At 60.3% G+C, this 14,570-nt stretch carries 13 protein-coding genes, 1 pseudogene and 1 riboswitch; of the genes and pseudogenes, 12 read left to right on the forward strand and 2 right to left on the reverse strand.

Going from position 1 to position 14,570, the window contains the following annotated elements:
- Positions 1-146: 146 nt before the first annotated feature.
- The 7 genes from K5D32_RS03795 to K5D32_RS03825 all read left to right on the forward strand — a co-directional run bounded on the left by K5D32_RS03795 (position 147) and on the right by K5D32_RS03825 (position 7,464).
- Positions 147-1,301, forward strand: coding sequence for a mandelate racemase family protein (locus tag K5D32_RS03795; RefSeq protein ID WP_221592796.1), 1,155 nt, complete (start codon positions 147-149; stop codon positions 1,299-1,301).
- Positions 1,302-1,377: 76 nt separating this feature from the next.
- A complete protein-coding gene (locus K5D32_RS03800; RefSeq protein WP_221592795.1) occupies positions 1,378-3,000 on the forward strand; it encodes an ABC transporter substrate-binding protein in 1,623 nt (540 codons plus the stop codon).
- Positions 3,001-3,031: 31 nt separating this feature from the next.
- Entirely contained in the window at positions 3,032-4,069 is a 1,038-nt protein-coding gene (locus tag K5D32_RS03805; protein ID WP_025259706.1) for an ABC transporter permease, read from the forward strand.
- On the forward strand, positions 4,069-4,974 hold the full coding sequence (locus K5D32_RS03810; RefSeq protein WP_200993042.1) for an ABC transporter permease: 906 nt from the start codon (positions 4,069-4,071) through the stop codon (positions 4,972-4,974). The genes K5D32_RS03805 and K5D32_RS03810 overlap by 1 nt, the downstream gene beginning before the upstream one ends.
- Before the next feature lie 19 nt (positions 4,975-4,993).
- Positions 4,994-5,833, forward strand: coding sequence for an ABC transporter ATP-binding protein (locus K5D32_RS03815; RefSeq protein ID WP_201002930.1), 840 nt, complete (start codon positions 4,994-4,996; stop codon positions 5,831-5,833).
- A 10-nt stretch (positions 5,834-5,843) separates the two neighbouring features.
- Complete coding sequence (locus tag K5D32_RS03820; protein ID WP_198727303.1) at positions 5,844-6,608, forward strand: ABC transporter ATP-binding protein; 765 nt, start codon at positions 5,844-5,846, stop codon at positions 6,606-6,608.
- A gap of 133 nt (positions 6,609-6,741) precedes the next feature.
- Entirely contained in the window at positions 6,742-7,464 is a 723-nt protein-coding gene (locus K5D32_RS03825; protein ID WP_221599305.1) for an oligogalacturonate-specific porin KdgM family protein, read from the forward strand.
- A 73-nt stretch (positions 7,465-7,537) separates the two neighbouring features.
- Here the strand turns inward: K5D32_RS03825 and K5D32_RS03830 are convergent, their stop codons facing one another.
- Entirely contained in the window at positions 7,538-8,263 is a 726-nt protein-coding gene (locus tag K5D32_RS03830) for a FadR/GntR family transcriptional regulator (RefSeq protein WP_221599306.1), read from the reverse strand.
- Between the two features lie 110 nt (positions 8,264-8,373).
- Here K5D32_RS03830 and K5D32_RS03835 point away from each other — a divergent pair, with 110 nt between their 5' ends.
- From K5D32_RS03835 to K5D32_RS03850, 4 genes and pseudogenes are all read left to right on the forward strand, one after another.
- Positions 8,374-9,090 (forward strand): FadR/GntR family transcriptional regulator, encoded by a 717-nt coding sequence (locus tag K5D32_RS03835; protein ID WP_221577841.1) that lies wholly within the window; start codon positions 8,374-8,376, stop codon positions 9,088-9,090.
- 19 nt (positions 9,091-9,109) lie between these two features.
- A riboswitch (cobalamin riboswitch) is annotated at positions 9,110-9,313 on the forward strand.
- Between the two features lie 132 nt (positions 9,314-9,445).
- On the forward strand, positions 9,446-10,459 hold the full coding sequence (locus tag K5D32_RS03840; RefSeq protein ID WP_221599307.1) for an ABC transporter substrate-binding protein: 1,014 nt from the start codon (positions 9,446-9,448) through the stop codon (positions 10,457-10,459).
- Positions 10,456-11,478: an iron ABC transporter permease gene (locus K5D32_RS03845; RefSeq protein ID WP_221599308.1), complete on the forward strand. Its 1,023-nt coding sequence runs from the start codon at positions 10,456-10,458 to the stop codon at positions 11,476-11,478. The genes K5D32_RS03840 and K5D32_RS03845 overlap by 4 nt, the downstream gene beginning before the upstream one ends.
- Positions 11,475-12,257, forward strand: a pseudogene (locus K5D32_RS03850) (ABC transporter ATP-binding protein); the annotation flags it as partial. The gene K5D32_RS03845 and the pseudogene K5D32_RS03850, both read left to right, overlap by 4 nt.
- A gap of 120 nt (positions 12,258-12,377) precedes the next feature.
- Here the strand turns inward: K5D32_RS03850 and K5D32_RS03855 are convergent.
- Entirely contained in the window at positions 12,378-13,268 is an 891-nt protein-coding gene (locus K5D32_RS03855; protein ID WP_221592790.1) for a LysR family transcriptional regulator, read from the reverse strand.
- A gap of 168 nt (positions 13,269-13,436) precedes the next feature.
- Here K5D32_RS03855 and K5D32_RS03860 point away from each other — a divergent pair, with 168 nt between their 5' ends.
- On the forward strand, positions 13,437-14,519 hold the full coding sequence (locus tag K5D32_RS03860; protein WP_221599310.1) for a 4-oxalomesaconate tautomerase: 1,083 nt from the start codon (positions 13,437-13,439) through the stop codon (positions 14,517-14,519).
- The last annotated feature ends 51 nt before the right edge of the window (positions 14,520-14,570 follow it).

Here is a 14,570-nt window from a genome sequence, read left to right on the forward strand (position 1 = left end):
ATAAAACCCCATAAAAACTACGAACAATCAAAATAGTCATCACACCACTATTGACCGACTTCCTGATTTCTGTAAATAATCGCCTCAATGTTGTATGACGACATACGAACAACCTCCTTATAAATACAAGACCAATGAAGGCCCCCATGAAAATCACTTCTGTCAGTGTCGATGTCTTTACCTTCCCCTCGCGGCGCGCCGTAGACAGCGCTGGCCACGCGCACCCCGGCGAAGAGAAACCGGTCAAAATGGGCATGCTGCGCATCGCCTGCGACGATGGCAGCGAAGGCTTTTCCTTTGGTGCGCCCGAGCTGATCCGTCCGCATATCATCGAGTCATTCGTGAAGAAGGTGCTGATCGGCCAGAACCCCATGAACCGGGAAAAAATCTGGCACGAGCTGGCTCACTGGCAACGCGGCAGCGCCAGCCAGTTCACCGATCGTGCCCTGGCGCTGGTGGAACAGGCCTTGTGGGATCTGGCCGGACGTGCCCTGAAGCTGCCCGTGTACAAATTGCTGGGCGGCTATCGCGACAAGGTGCTGGCCTACGGTTCGACCATGTGCGGCGATGACCTGCCGGGCGGCCTGTCCACGCCGGACGAATATGGCCAGTTCGCCGAGAAGCTGGTTCAACGCGGCTATAAAGGCATCAAGCTGCACACCTGGATGCCGCCGATCTCTTTCGCTCCCAACCCACAGATGGATGTTCAGGCCTGCGCCGCCGTGCGCGAAGCCGTGGGGCCGGATATCGCTCTGATGCTCGACGGCTACCACTGGTACAGCCGCACCGACGCTCTTTATATAGGCCGGGAACTACAGAAGCTTGACTTCGCCTGGTTTGAAGAGCCCATGATGGAAGACTCCAGCGAGTCCTATGCCTGGCTCGCGGCGAACCTGGACATTCCGGTGCTCGGCCCTGAAAGCATCGCAGGCAAATACCACAGCCGCGCCAGTTGGGTCAGCAACAAAGCCTGTGACATCCTGCGCGCTGGTGTGGCGGGCGTCGGCGGTATCGGACCCTGCATGAAAGTCGCGCACCTGGCCGAGTCGTTCGGCATGGATTGCGAAGTCCACGGCAACGGCGCAGCCAACCTGAGCGTGGTCGGCGCCATCAGCAACTGCCGCTGGTACGAGCGCGGTCTGCTGCACCCTTTCCTTGAATACGATGACGTGCCGGCCTACCTCAATACTCTGGTCGACCCCATGGACAGCGACGGTTTCGTGCACCTTTCCGAAAAACCGGGGCTGGGCGAAGACATCAACTTCAGTTATATCGAGACTCACACACTGCAACGTTACTGAACCGGCTGTACCACGAGGGGCGATCAGAGCGCCCCTCGTCAAAGTGTCTTTATAAATATAAAAAAGGACCGCCCCCATGAAACTCTGGCCCAAGCGCCTGCCCTGGCTGCTATGCCTCGCCCTGACGGCGACATTTCTGCACACCCCGCCTGCCACCGCACGGGGAGAAACACCTGTCGACCAACTGGTGGTCGGCATGAGCATGATCAATCTCCTGTCCCTGGACCCCGCAGGCGCAACCGGCCTTGAGGTGTCGGAGGTCAACTCCAATGTCTACGATATGCTGCTGGAACAGGACGCCGCACGCCCGGACCAGTTGATTCCGGCACTGGCCGAACGCTGGGAAATCAGCCCGGACCGCATGCGCCTCACCTTTCACCTGCGCTCTGGCGTGACCTTTCACTCCGGCAACCCGCTGACCGCCCAGGATGTCGCCTGGTCCCTGCAGCGCGTAGTCACCCTCAATAAAGCTTTGGCCTCCACCTGGAAAGCCTATGGCTACACAACGCAGAACGTCAGCCAACTGATGCGCGCCGAAGGGCCGTCGACTTTTGTTCTCGACCTGCCCAAAGCCACCGACCCGTTGCTGGTGCTCAATACCCTGGCGACCTCGCCCAGTGCGTTTGTCATCGACCGCGTCATCGCCATGCAACATGCCCAGGGTGACGATCAGGGCGCGGCCTGGCTCACGACACACACCGCCGGTTCCGGGGCCTTCAAGCTGGATATCTGGCGCGCCAACGACGTGATCCTCATGACCCGCTTCGACCAGTACTGGCGCGGGCCGGCCAAGATGCGCCGGGTGATCATGCGCAACATGACCGAGTCCCAGGCCTTGCGCCTGATGGTCGAGCGCGGCGATCTGGATGTGGCACGGGGCATGGCCGCCACCGACATCAAGGCCCTGACCCGCTCCGAAGAAGTCAGCGTGCAGACCATCCCCCGCGGCACGTTGTATTACGTGGCCCTGAGCATGGAACAACCGCTGTTCCAGGACATCCGGGTGCGTCAGGCCATTCGTTCGCTGATCGACTATCAGGGTATCAATAACGTGGTGATGCCTCACTATGGCCTGATCAATCAGCGCCCGCTGCAACTGGGCCTCGCGGCGCGACTGGACGATCCGGGCTACAAGCTCAACGTCGCTCAGGCCAAGCGTTTGCTGGCCGAAGCCGGGCATCCCGATGGCTTCAAGATCACCATTCGCTCACTCACCGATTCTCCGTTCATCAATATCGCCACCAGCCTGCAATCCACCCTCGCTCAGGCGGGCATTCAGGCCACGATCATTACCGGCACCGGCAACCAGATCTACGGTGCCATGCGTGATCGTCGCTTCGACATTCTGGTCGGTCGCGGTGGCGGCGGCGCCGAACGCCATCCTCACTCAAGCCTGCGGGCGCTGATCTACAACCCGGATAACCGCGAGCAGGCCAAGCTGAGCAATTTTCAGGGCTGGCGCACCTCGTTCTACAACGCCGAGATCAATCAGTTGATCGAGCAGGCCGAGCAGGAACGCGACGCCGCCCGACAGCTCGGCCTGTACCAGCGCATCCAGACGCTCTATGACCAGAAGGCAGGTCCCATCATGCCGGTCTCGCAAATGACCGATGAAGTGGTGATCCACGCCGATGTCCGCCAATACCTGGGCCACAGCGCTGCCACCACGCGCCTGCGGGACGTCTACAAGCAACGCTGACCTCATGGGTTCAACGAAGGCAGGAATCATTATGTCGAGTGCATCATTTTCACTTTTGAGCAGTCGGGTCGCCAACGGCACCCGACGCGGCGGATCAGTGGCGGCGACCCTGTTCGGACTGCTTTTGCTCACTTTCTTCATCGGTCGGGTCATGCCGCTGGACCCGGTGCTGGCCATCGTCGGCCCTGACGCCGACGCAGCCGCCTACGCCCAGGCCTATCAGGAACTGGGGCTGGATAAACCGCTCTGGACCCAGTTCGGCCTGTACCTCAAGGACCTGCTGCATGGGGATCTGGGCAAGGCTTTGCTCACCGGCCACCCGGTCATCGAAGACATCGCCCGGGTGTTCCCGGCCACTCTGGAACTGGCGACCCTGGCGATCCTGTTCGGCGTGCTGATCGGCCTGCCGCTGGGCGTGTATGCCGCGACCCATCAGGGCCGTACCGGCGACCACATTGCCCGGGTCATCACACTGTTCGGTTACTCCACGCCGATCTTCTGGCTGGGCATGATGGCGTTCCTGGTGTTCTACGCCTGGCTGGGCTGGGCCGGCGGTGTCGGACGCATCGGCCTGGCCTATGACGGCCTGATCGAAACCCGCTCCGGCCTGCTGCTGATCGATACGGCCCTGTCCGGCGACTGGGAAGCCTTTCGCAGTGCGCTGCGCCACATCCTGCTGCCAGCGGTGATCCTGAGTTTCAACTCGGTGGCTTATATCAGCCGCATGACCCGCAGCTTCATGCTCGAACAGCTGTCCCAGGAATACATCATCACCGCACGGGTCAAGGGCCTGTCCCAGCGGCGGATCGTCTGGGGTCATGCCTTCCGCAACATTCGCGTGCAGTTGCTGACCATCGTTGCCCTGGCCTACGGCGGCCTGCTTGAAGGCGCGGTACTGATCGAAACGGTCTTTGCCTGGCCGGGCTTCGGCCAGTACCTCACCAGCAGCCTGCTGCTGGGCGACATGAATGCGGTAATGGCCTGCGTGCTGCTGATCGGTCTGATCTTCGTGATCCTGAACCAGATCAGCGACGCCCTCTACAAAGTCTTCGATCCGAGAACCCGCTGATGAATACGTCCATTGCAAGCGGCATCAAGCCCATGACCCAGGCACCGGCTTCAAGCTTCGCGGCCTTCACCGCCAGCTGTTCACGCCTGCTGCGCTTTCTCCTGCGCAACCCGATGACTCTGGCGGGTCTGATCGTGATCGGCACCTTGATGGTGGTCGCACTGTTCGCTCCGCTGATCGCCACTCACGACCCCCTCGCCCAGGATCTCTCCGCAGCCCTGCGCACTCCGGGCGCAGAGAACTGGTTCGGAACCGATGAATATGGCCGCGACGTGTTCAGCCGTCTGGTCTATGGCTCACGCATCACCCTGTACATCGTGATGCTGGTGACAGTGATCGTCGGCCCGATCGGGCTGCTGATCGGCACCGTGTCCGGCTACTTCGGTGGCTGGGTCGACAGCCTGTTCATGCGCATCACCGATATCTTCATCTCGTTTCCCAGTCTGGTTCTGGCACTGGCGTTCATCGCAGCTCTCGGCCCAGGCCTGGAACATGCGGTAATTGCGATTGCACTGACCGCATGGCCGCCCATTGCACGCCTGGCGCGGGCTGAAACCCTGTCACTGCGCAACGCCGACTTCGTGGTGGCGGTCAAGCTGCAAGGCGCATCGGCGCTGCGCATCATTGGTCGTCACATCATCCCCATGTGCCTGTCCTCGGTGATCATCCGCCTGACCATGAACATGGCCAGCATCATCCTCACCGCCGCCGCACTGGGCTTTCTCGGCCTCGGCGCTCAGGCACCGCTGCCGGAATGGGGCGCGATGATCTCCAGCGGTCGACGCTACATGCTGGAAAGCTGGTGGCTGGTGGCAGCACCCGGCGCAACGATCATGCTGGTCAGCCTGGCGTTCAACCTGCTGGGTGATGGTCTGCGCGATGTTCTGGACCCACGCAGCGAATAACAAAAACAAGGTAAAAGCCATGTCACAGATAAAGCTTGCGGTAGAAGACTTGCGCGTCGAATTCACCAATGCTGGCAAGACAACGGCGGCGGTACGCGATGTTTCGTTCAATCTGGGCCGGGAAAAACTGGCCATTGTCGGCGAATCCGGCTCGGGCAAATCCACGGTAGGCCGCAGCCTGTTGCGTCTGCACCCGTCGAGCGCCCGCATTACTGCCAAAACCCTGCGCTTCGGCGATATCGACCTGCTCAGTTGCAGCGAGAAGCAGATCCAGGGCATTCGTGGCCGACGCATGTCGATGATCATGCAGGACCCCAAATACTCGCTGAACCCGGTGATCAAGGTCGGCGAACAGATTGCCGAGGCTTATCTGGCCCATCACAAGGTGTCGGCACGGGAAGCCCGCGAACGGACCCTGGACATGCTGGCCAAGGTGCATATCCGCGACCCGGCACGGGTTTACGATCTCTACCCCCACGAGGTTTCCGGCGGCATGGGGCAACGGATCATGATTGCCATGATGGTGATTACCGACCCGCAGGTGATCATCGCCGATGAACCCACCTCGGCACTGGACGTGTCGGTGCGGCGTCAGGTGCTCAATGTACTGGAAGAGCTGGTCAGCGAACGCGATCTGGGGCTGATCTTCATCAGCCATGACCTGAATATGGTGCGGCACTTCTGCGACCGGGTGCTGGTGATGTACGCAGGGCGGGTCGTTGAATCCCTGGCGGCCAGCGAACTGGACCATGCCCGTCATCCGTACACTCAGGGCCTGCTCGCCGCCCTGCCCAGCCTGGATCGTCCGCGCGCCAGCCTGCCGGTCCTGCAACGCGATCCCCTTTGGCTCACCCACTGAGAATGATCCCATGGCAATGATCAGAGTCGATTCACTGAACCTGAGTTTTGGTACTGGTCCAGGACTGAATCAGGTGCTGCGTGACGTTAACCTGCAAGTAGCAGAAGGCCAGTCGTTCGGGCTGGTTGGCGAGTCGGGTTCGGGCAAGACCACAGTCCTGCGCTGCCTGGCCGGGCAATACCAGCACTGGACCGGCAACCTGAGCGTGGCCGGTCGAGCGGTAAGCCGTCATCTGGACGCCAGCCATTACCGAACCGTGCAAATGGTCTTTCAGGACCCCTACGCCTCGCTGCACCCGCGCCACACCATCGATGCAGCGCTCAAGGAGCCACTGAGCATCCATCGTATCGGCGAACGCGACCGGCGAGTCTGCGAAGTGCTTTCACGGGTGGGCCTCAACGAGAGCTTCCGCTTTCGCTATCCGCATCAACTGTCCGGCGGCCAGCGCCAGCGCGTCGCCATCGCCCGGGCATTGATCCTGGAACCCCGCGTCCTGCTACTGGATGAACCGACCTCGGCGCTGGACGTTTCGGTGCAGGCCGAAATCCTCAATCTGCTGGCCGACCTGCGCCAGCAACAAGGCCTTACCTACCTGATGGTGACTCACGACCTGGGCGTCGTGGCGCACCTCTGCGACCGGGTTGCAGTGATGCAGCAAGGCCAGGTGCTGGAAACCCTCGACAGCAGCCAGTTGGTGAATAACCAGGCGCAGCACGAGTACTCCCGATTATTGATCCAGGCCAGCCGCGACATGGACGTACGACTCACCGGCTGAAAGGTCGTCGCCTGACGACCTGCAAAACCGAACCCCGCTGACAGCGTGACCCCAGGCCAAAACGGCTGCGGGATTCGGCTGCCCGCGATTTGCTCCAACACACCCAGACCTTCAATCAAACAAGAATAAAAAAATGAAAAAATCAATCGCTCTGCTCTCCCTGTCCGCCCTGTTGCCATCAGCCTGGAGCTATGCCGACAGCGGCTATATCAACTATCGACATCAATACGCGGAAAGCACCCGCATGCACTCCGACCGGGTCAAGTTCGGCACACGCCTGGACAGCGGCTGGGGGTTTGAAGGTGAGCTGAAGTACAAGACCGCAGGCGACCGTCAGGATGTGGCCTTCGACAATACCGTCGGCAACGGCCATGAGCTGACGATCAGCTATCAGCACAAACTCAATGACCGCTGGACGGTGACGCCTTCCCTGGCCCTGGAAAGCATCGAGAAATCCACGTCTTACAAGACCGGTATCAAGGTGGGCTACAAAGTCACCGACGCGCTGAGCATTTCAGGCCGTTACCGCTATGACTCGATCAAGCTGGACCGGGACAGGGTCAACGAATCCATGCCCGACAACGCCATGGATAACCAGTCGATCAATCGCTATGACATCTGGGTCAATTACTCGACCAAAGGGCCATGGACCTACGAGTACCAGCTCACCTATTTCGATGCCGACTACATCCGCTACGACAACGGCACCAGCGATTACGAACAGAATGCGGCGTTCAAGTATCGCTGGAGCAAACAATGGGTGCCGTTCTTCGAGGTCGGCGATATCAAAGTCGATTCCGAGGATGACAAGCGCCAGTTGAGGTTGCGCGTGGGGATTCAGTACAACTTTATGTGATCGCTTTATCATCCTTTCGCGACTGAGGTCGCTCCTACCGTGTGGGAGCGACTTCAGTCGCGAACAGGCCGCCCTACTCGCTATGAGTACGCCGCAACCGGATGCGGCTGCCGTTGAGGTGCAGGTACATGGCCGAGCGGGCGGCATCCACATTGCCTTCGGCAATCGCGTTGTAGATCTGTCGATGTTCGGCATTGATCCCGGCCAGGTAGGCGCTGCGATCACTTTGCCCGGTGTAGGCGGAATTCATGCGGGTGCGCGGGATCAGTTTGGTGCCCAGGTGTTTCATGATGTCGATCAGGTAGGCATTACCCGAAGCCTTGGCGATCTTGAGGTGAAACTGGAAGTCGGCATTGATGGTGGTCCCGGACTTTTCAGGGCCTTCAAGCAACGCATCGAAGGCATGCTTGAGCTCCAGCAAAGCTTCAGGACTGCGACGTTGCGCAGCCAGCCCGGCCGCTTCGACTTCAAGGCTGATACGAAACTCCAGCAGATTAAGCACATCGGACACAGTCGCAATGGTCGCCGGCCCGACCGAAAAACCTTCAGGTGGCGGCATGTCCAGCACAAAGGTGCCGACCCCGTGGCGCGTCTCGACAAGCCCTGCCGCCTGCATCCGCGACAACGCATCGCGCACCACCGTGCGGCTGACCCCTTCGGCCTCCATGATATTGATCTCGGAAGGCAGCTTCTCGCCACGCTGCAGCACGCCATCGCGCATGCGCTGGGCAAAGCGGTCGACCAGTGTTTCAGCCAGACGGCGATGGTTTTTCTGCGAGGAAACGACGTTGTCCGACATTGCAGCCTCAATTTGATCGAATGGCGCAGTATAGGCTGCGATCACGACACAAAACACACCATGACTACGGTTATACTCGACAACCCGACACGGACCCCATCAGCCCGCCCATGGAACACCCCTCTTCTCCCACAGGCCGCCGCTCCAGCCTGACCCAGCAACTGGTCGCCGAGTTCTCGCGCAAGATCCGCGAAGGCGAGATCAAGAGCGGTGAAAAGCTGCCCACCGAGCAGGTGATCATCCGGGAAACCGGTGTCAGCCGCACCGTGGTGCGTGAAGCAATGTCGCGCCTGCAGGCCGAAGGGCTGGTGGAAACCCGCCATGGCATCGGCACCTTTGTGGTCGATGCTTCGCGCCCACGGGATTTCCAGATTCCGGAGGCCATATCCGGCAGCCCACCCGATGCAGCAGCAATCATCGAGTTGCGCCTGAGCCTTGAGCCCGAGTCCGCCGCCCTCGCCGCTCAACGGCGTACGCCAGAACAGCTTGAGGCCATCCGCAAGGCGCTGGATGAACTGCATCGCTGCGCCCAGGCTGAAACCGATACGACCCAGGCCGATTTCGAGTTTCATCGCAGCATCGTGCAATGCACCGCCAACAGTTTCTTTACCGATGTCATGACCCAACTGGGCAACAGCATCCTGCCTCGCGCACGGGTCGGCTTCGGCAATGTGCCGTCGACTCAGCTCATGGATGACCCGGATATCCAGCAGCGTGAACAGGAGCAGATCTACTCGGCCATCGCCCATCAGGATCGCGATGCGGCCAGGGCGGCGATGCGCCTGCACCTGATCAACTGCCTGCAGCGCTTTCGCGCAAAGGATTAGCCACTAAAAGGCTTATCGTTTACCATCGCGCCCCGTCGGTTTCCGAGAGGAACTAACAGGGAATTCGAGATCCTCGCGCCTGCGCGGCTCAAACGAAACTGCCCCCGCAACTGTAGGCATCGAGCCGACTCCATCATGGCCACTGGGTAGTTCACTCCCGGGAAGGCTGGAATCAGGTGATGAAATGCCAGTCAGGAGACCTGCCGACCTGCACATTCACTGACCGGCGGGGTGTCCGGGAAGGACATCCGCGCGCCGGTTCATGGCTGCCTTGCCCTGCCTTTGGCTCAGGGCCGGGGATGTGTTTCCTGTCTGTACATTGCGCTTTGCACGTACGAAACGGAGATCGCATTACATGTCACTGCCTCGCCTTGCCGCACTTATCGCCGGTCTGAGCCTGTCCACCCTGAGCCTCGCCGCTCCCACGCAATACCCGCTCACCATAGAAAACTGCGGCCTGAAGCTGACGTTCGAGCAGGCGCCGCGCAAGGCTGTGACCATCGGCCAGTCCGGGACTGAAATGCTCTACGAGCTGGGTCTGGGCGACAAGCTGGTGGGCACTTCGCTGTGGTTCAACGATGTGCTGCCGCACTTCAAGGCGCAGAACGACAAGGTCGAGCGTCTGGCGGACAACGACCCGAGCTTCGAGGCCGTCATCGGCAAGCGCCCGGAACTGGTGGCCGTTCAGCTTGAATGGATGGTGGGCGCTCAGGGCGTGGTGGGCACACGCCAGCAGTTTCATGACTTGAAGATCCCGACCTACATCATGCCGTCCGACTGCGAAGGCAAGGACAATCTGGTGGGTGCTGATGGGACACGCCTGGAGCCCTTCCGCATAGACACCATTTACAAGAGCATCGAACAGCTCGCCCAGATATTCGACGTACAGGATCGTGGCCAGCAACTGGTTGCAGAACTGCGTAGTCGCCTGGCCCATGCGGTCGCCAACGTCAAACAGAACAAGGAGCGGGATGTGTCCGCCGTGTTCTGGTTCTCCAGCGCAGATATCAACATCGATCCTTACGTTGCAGGCCGCAAAGGCATCCCGGACTTCATGCTCAATAATCTGGGCATGCGCAATATCGTCGAGTCCGATGAAGAATGGCCGACTGTGGGCTGGGAAACCATCGCCAAGGCCAACCCGGACATTCTGGTGATTGCACGCATGGACCGCCGCCGCTTCCCGGCCGACGACTACCGCAGGAAACTCGAATTCCTCAAATCCGACCCGGTGACCCGCAATATGGACGCGGTCAAGCATGACCGTATCGTGATCATCGATGCCGATGCCATGCAGGCCAGTATCCGGCTGTTTACCGGTATCGAAGAACTGGCCGAAGCCGCCAATCGCTACAACGCCGCCCAATGAAACTGACCACTGTGCTCGGCCACATGCTCTGGGTGACAGCCGTTCTGCTGCTGGCCATCGTGGCGGGTGCAGCCATTGGCGAAACCACCATCAGCATGCCCGTGGTCTTCCAGGTACTCGCGAACAAGCTTTGGGCAGCCGGGTACGTGCTCGACCCCATCGATGAAGGCATCGTCTGGAACTATCGCCTGACCCGTTCCATCGTGGCCGCGGCCTGTGGCGCAGGGCTGGCGATTTGCGGGGTGGTGCTGCAATCGCTGCTGCGCAACCCGCTGGCCGATCCTTATTTGCTGGGCATCTCCGCCGGCGCCTCGACCGGTGCGGTGCTTGTAGCAATCATGGGGCTGGGTGCCGGAGCCATTTCCATGTCGGCGGGTGCTTTCGTGGGCGCCGTGGCGGCCTTTTCCCTGGTCGCCCTGCTCGCTCGTTCCTCCCATGGCCCGACCGCAGCGGCGCATATCATTCTGGCTGGCATCGCCGGGTCACAGCTTTTCCATGCACTGACTTCGTTTCTCATCACCAAATCCGCCAGCGCCGAGCAGGCACGGGGCATCATGTTCTGGCTGCTGGGCAATCTCAGTGGCGTGCGCTGGCATTCGGTATGGCTGGCGGTGCCAGTGGTCGTGGTTGGTTTGCTGGTCTGCCTGTGGCATCGGCGGGCACTGGATGCCTTTACCTTCGGCAGCGATTCGGCGGCGTCCCTCGGCATTCCGGTGCGGCGCGTGCAAATCGTGCTGATCGCCTCGGCGGCCCTGGTCACGGCGGTGATGGTGTCGATTGTCGGTTCCATCGGTTTTGTCGGGCTGGTGATTCCCCATGCCGTGCGCATGGTCGCCGGGGTACGCCATGCCCGACTGGTGCCATTCAGCGCCTTGTGCGGCGCGCTGTTTCTGATTGCCGCCGATATCCTGTCCCGCACCCTGATCAAGGGTCAGGTCTTGCCGATTGGTGTCATCACCGCACTGATAGGCGCACCGGTCTTTGCGCTGATTCTCATCCGGGGGAAAACCACACGATGAACGCCTTTTCGCCCATCGTCGACGCGCCGGTACTCGGCTGTTCGGGACTTGGTTATTCGATCAAGGACAAGACCTTGCTCAAGGACGTGAACCTGAGCATTTCGCCGGGCGAAACCCTGGGCATTGTCGGCCCCAACGGCTCGGGAAAATCGACACTGCTCAAGCTGCTGTCAGGCATTCAGACGCCTTCCAGCGGTCAGGTGCAGATCAATGGACAGGCATTGAGCCGCATGAATCGCCGCGATATCGCTCGTCTGTTGGCGGTGGTCGAACAACAGGCCGAGACCAGCGACGCCATTACCGTGCTGGACGCCGTCGAACTGGGCCGCACGCCCTGGCTGTCAGCGCTGGAGCCCTGGGGCGACAACGACGACGCCATCGTCCGGCAGGCCTTGCAGGATGTCGGGATGCTGCACTTGAGCAAGCGCGCCTGGCACACCCTGTCTGGCGGTGAACGCCAGCGCACTCATATCGCCCGGGCACTGGCGCAACGCCCGCAGATCCTGTTGCTGGACGAGCCGACCAACCATCTGGATATTCATCATCAACTGTCGATTCTGGGGCTGATCCGGTCTTTGCCAGTCACCACCATCATCGCCCTGCACGACCTCAATCAGGCGCTGGAGTGTGACCGTGTGGCGGTGATGGAAAACGGTCGAATGGTTGCGCTGGGCAAGCCTGCGGATGTGCTGACACCAGAGCGTTTGCACGCCACTTTCGGTGTGCGCGCCCACTGGCTAACCGATCCGTTCGATGGCGCACGGATACTGCGCCTGCGGCCTGATACGAACACCGCGCAGGAGCGAACTCATTCGCGAGAGGCCGGTGAATCCGATAGAAATATGCCGTTTTGAACACCGCCTCGCGAATAAATTCGCTCCTACGCGGGCAGGCAGCCCTTACTGAGGCCATTGCTCCAGCAGCATCGCCACGAACTTTTCGGCCGCAGGCGACAGTGACGCACCACGCCGGGAAACCAGCCCCAGGGTTCGATCCACCACCGGGTCTGTCAGAGGAACGCTGACCAGGGTCGGATGCCCTTCTGCCGGCATCGCCAGGCTGGGCATCGCGGATATTCCAAGCCCGGCCTCGACCATGCCCAGCGATGTCGACAAGTGCTGCACTTCATAGAACCACTTTGGCCGCCAGCTCAGCCCGGCCAGCGCATGGTCGAGAATCATCCGGTTGCCGCTCAGGCGGCCCACACCGATCAAGCGATATTCGCTGAGTTCGATCCATGCAACCGATTCACGTTTTGCCAGCTCATGGTCGCGCCGACAGGCGAGCACGAAAGGCTCTTTGACCAGTGGCACGAACTCGATATCGGGGTGCTGCCCGCTCATCATGTTGATGCCGAAATCCGCCTCCCCTCGCAATACGGCTTCCAGACCTTCGTTGGCACTGAGGTCCAGCAGGCGGATGCGGATCTTGGGGTAACGCTCGTTGTACAGGCGGATCACGGAAGGCAGAAAGTAGAACGCGGCCGTAGGAATACAGGCAAGAGTCACCTGCCCGATCTGGCGCTCTGCCAATTCCCGGATATTGAGAATCGAGTCCTCGAAGTCATCCAGAAGTCGTCGCGCCTTGGGGAAGAAATCACGACCGACACTGGTCAGGCTGACCCGGCGAGTGGTGCGATCCAGCAATGAAGTGCCCAGCCCCTGCTCCAGCTTCTTGATTCGTCGGGTGAGTGCAGGCTGGGAAATATGCAGCACTTCGGCAGCCTCATGAAAGCTGCCAAGTTCAGCGATTTTCACGAATGATCGAATATCTTGCAGCTCATATTCCACATTATTTTCCTTTTGATGGATTGCGATGGGCCTTCAAGACCAGCGAGTTATTATTTACCAAAGTGGAATAATAGCTACGATATTTGCATTGGATACGCTTAAAAATCCATGGGACTCTTGCTTCCAACACATCAATTACCTCAATTGATCAACAAGAGTCCAAAAATTATGCAACCGATTCCCTGCGTCCTGATGCGCGGCGGCACTTCCAAAGGGCCGGTTTTTCTCGCCAGTGATTTACCCTCTTCGACCGCTGAGCGCGACGAACTGCTGCTGGCACTCATGGGCTCTGGCCATGAGCTGGAAATCGACGGAATCGGTGGCGGCAGCCCCCAGACCAGCAAAGTGGCCATCGTCAGCCCATCGACTCATGAAGATGCCGATGTGGACTACCTGTTCGTACAGGTCATGGTTTCCCAGCGCCGTGTCGATACTGCGCCCAACTGCGGCAACATGCTCTGCGCCGTAGGGCCGTTTGCGGTGGAACAGGGTCTGGTCGCGGCAAGTGGCGATGTCACTCAAGTGCGGATTCGCAACCTCAACACCGGCACCTTCGTCTGCGCCGATGTTTACACCCCTGGCGGCCAGGTCAGTTACGAAGGCCAGACCCGCATTGACGGCGTGCCGGGTACGGCAGCGCCTGTGCAACTGACGTTTCTGGACGCGGCAGGCAGCAAGACCGGCAAGTTATTCCCCACCGGCCAACAGACCGACATCTTCGACGGCGTGCCGGTGACCTGCATCGACATGGCCATGCCCATGGTCATCATCGAAGCGTCCCTGCTAGGCAAACGTGGTGATGAAACGCCCGCCGAGCTGGACGCCGACAAGGATTTCCTGCGCAAGCTCGAAGCTTTACGCTTGCGGGCCGCAATGGCAATGGGCCTGGGCGATGTCAGCGACAAAGTGATTCCCAAACCCGTACTGGTTTCGCTACCCGACGCCGGTGGCACCCTCAAGGTTCGCTATTTCATGCCGCATAACTGTCATAAGGCCCTGGCGATCACCGGCTCCATCGGCCTGGCCACTGCCTGTGTCAGCGAAGACACCGTGGTTGCCCGCTTGCTGGGTAATGTCGGGGCTGCGCGCTTGCAAGAGGTGCGGATCGAGCACCCAAGCGGCTCGATCCAGGTTGCCCTGGCTTACGTCGGAGAAAACGGGCAAACCATCCGCGCTTCGGTGGTGCGTACGGCACGTCGCCTGTTCTCCGGCGAGGTTTACGCCCCTGTCGCGCAATTGCTGGCGGGCTGACATTTTTTATCGCTGCACGGCTCTGCCTGACACTGAGTACCGCATCAGAAC

The sequence above is a fragment of the Pseudomonas cichorii genome (assembly GCF_019719005.1).
Lineage (GTDB): Bacteria > Pseudomonadota > Gammaproteobacteria > Pseudomonadales > Pseudomonadaceae > Aquipseudomonas > Aquipseudomonas cichorii_E.

Bases quoted from the DNA above. Each gene is read 5' to 3' on its own strand.
- K5D32_RS03800 (WP_221592795.1), top strand. From the start codon at position 1,378: ATGAAACTCTGGCCCAAGCGCCTGCCCTGGCTGCTATGCCTCGCCCTG.
- K5D32_RS03825 (WP_221599305.1), top strand. From the start codon at position 6,742: ATGAAAAAATCAATCGCTCTGCTCTCCCTGTCCGCCCTGTTGCCATCA.
- K5D32_RS03820 (WP_198727303.1), top strand. From the start codon at position 5,844: ATGGCAATGATCAGAGTCGATTCACTGAACCTGAGTTTTGGTACTGGT.
- K5D32_RS03815 (WP_201002930.1), top strand. From the start codon at position 4,994: ATGTCACAGATAAAGCTTGCGGTAGAAGACTTGCGCGTCGAATTCACC.
- K5D32_RS03810 (WP_200993042.1), top strand. From the start codon at position 4,069: ATGAATACGTCCATTGCAAGCGGCATCAAGCCCATGACCCAGGCACCG.
- K5D32_RS03860 (WP_221599310.1), top strand. From the start codon at position 13,437: ATGCAACCGATTCCCTGCGTCCTGATGCGCGGCGGCACTTCCAAAGGG.
- K5D32_RS03805 (WP_025259706.1), top strand. From the start codon at position 3,032: ATGTCGAGTGCATCATTTTCACTTTTGAGCAGTCGGGTCGCCAACGGC.
- K5D32_RS03835 (WP_221577841.1), top strand. From the start codon at position 8,374: ATGGAACACCCCTCTTCTCCCACAGGCCGCCGCTCCAGCCTGACCCAG.
- K5D32_RS03830 (WP_221599306.1), bottom strand. From the start codon at position 8,263: ATGTCGGACAACGTCGTTTCCTCGCAGAAAAACCATCGCCGTCTGGCT.
- K5D32_RS03840 (WP_221599307.1), top strand. From the start codon at position 9,446: ATGTCACTGCCTCGCCTTGCCGCACTTATCGCCGGTCTGAGCCTGTCC.
- K5D32_RS03845 (WP_221599308.1), top strand. From the start codon at position 10,456: ATGAAACTGACCACTGTGCTCGGCCACATGCTCTGGGTGACAGCCGTT.
- K5D32_RS03795 (WP_221592796.1), top strand. From the start codon at position 147: ATGAAAATCACTTCTGTCAGTGTCGATGTCTTTACCTTCCCCTCGCGG.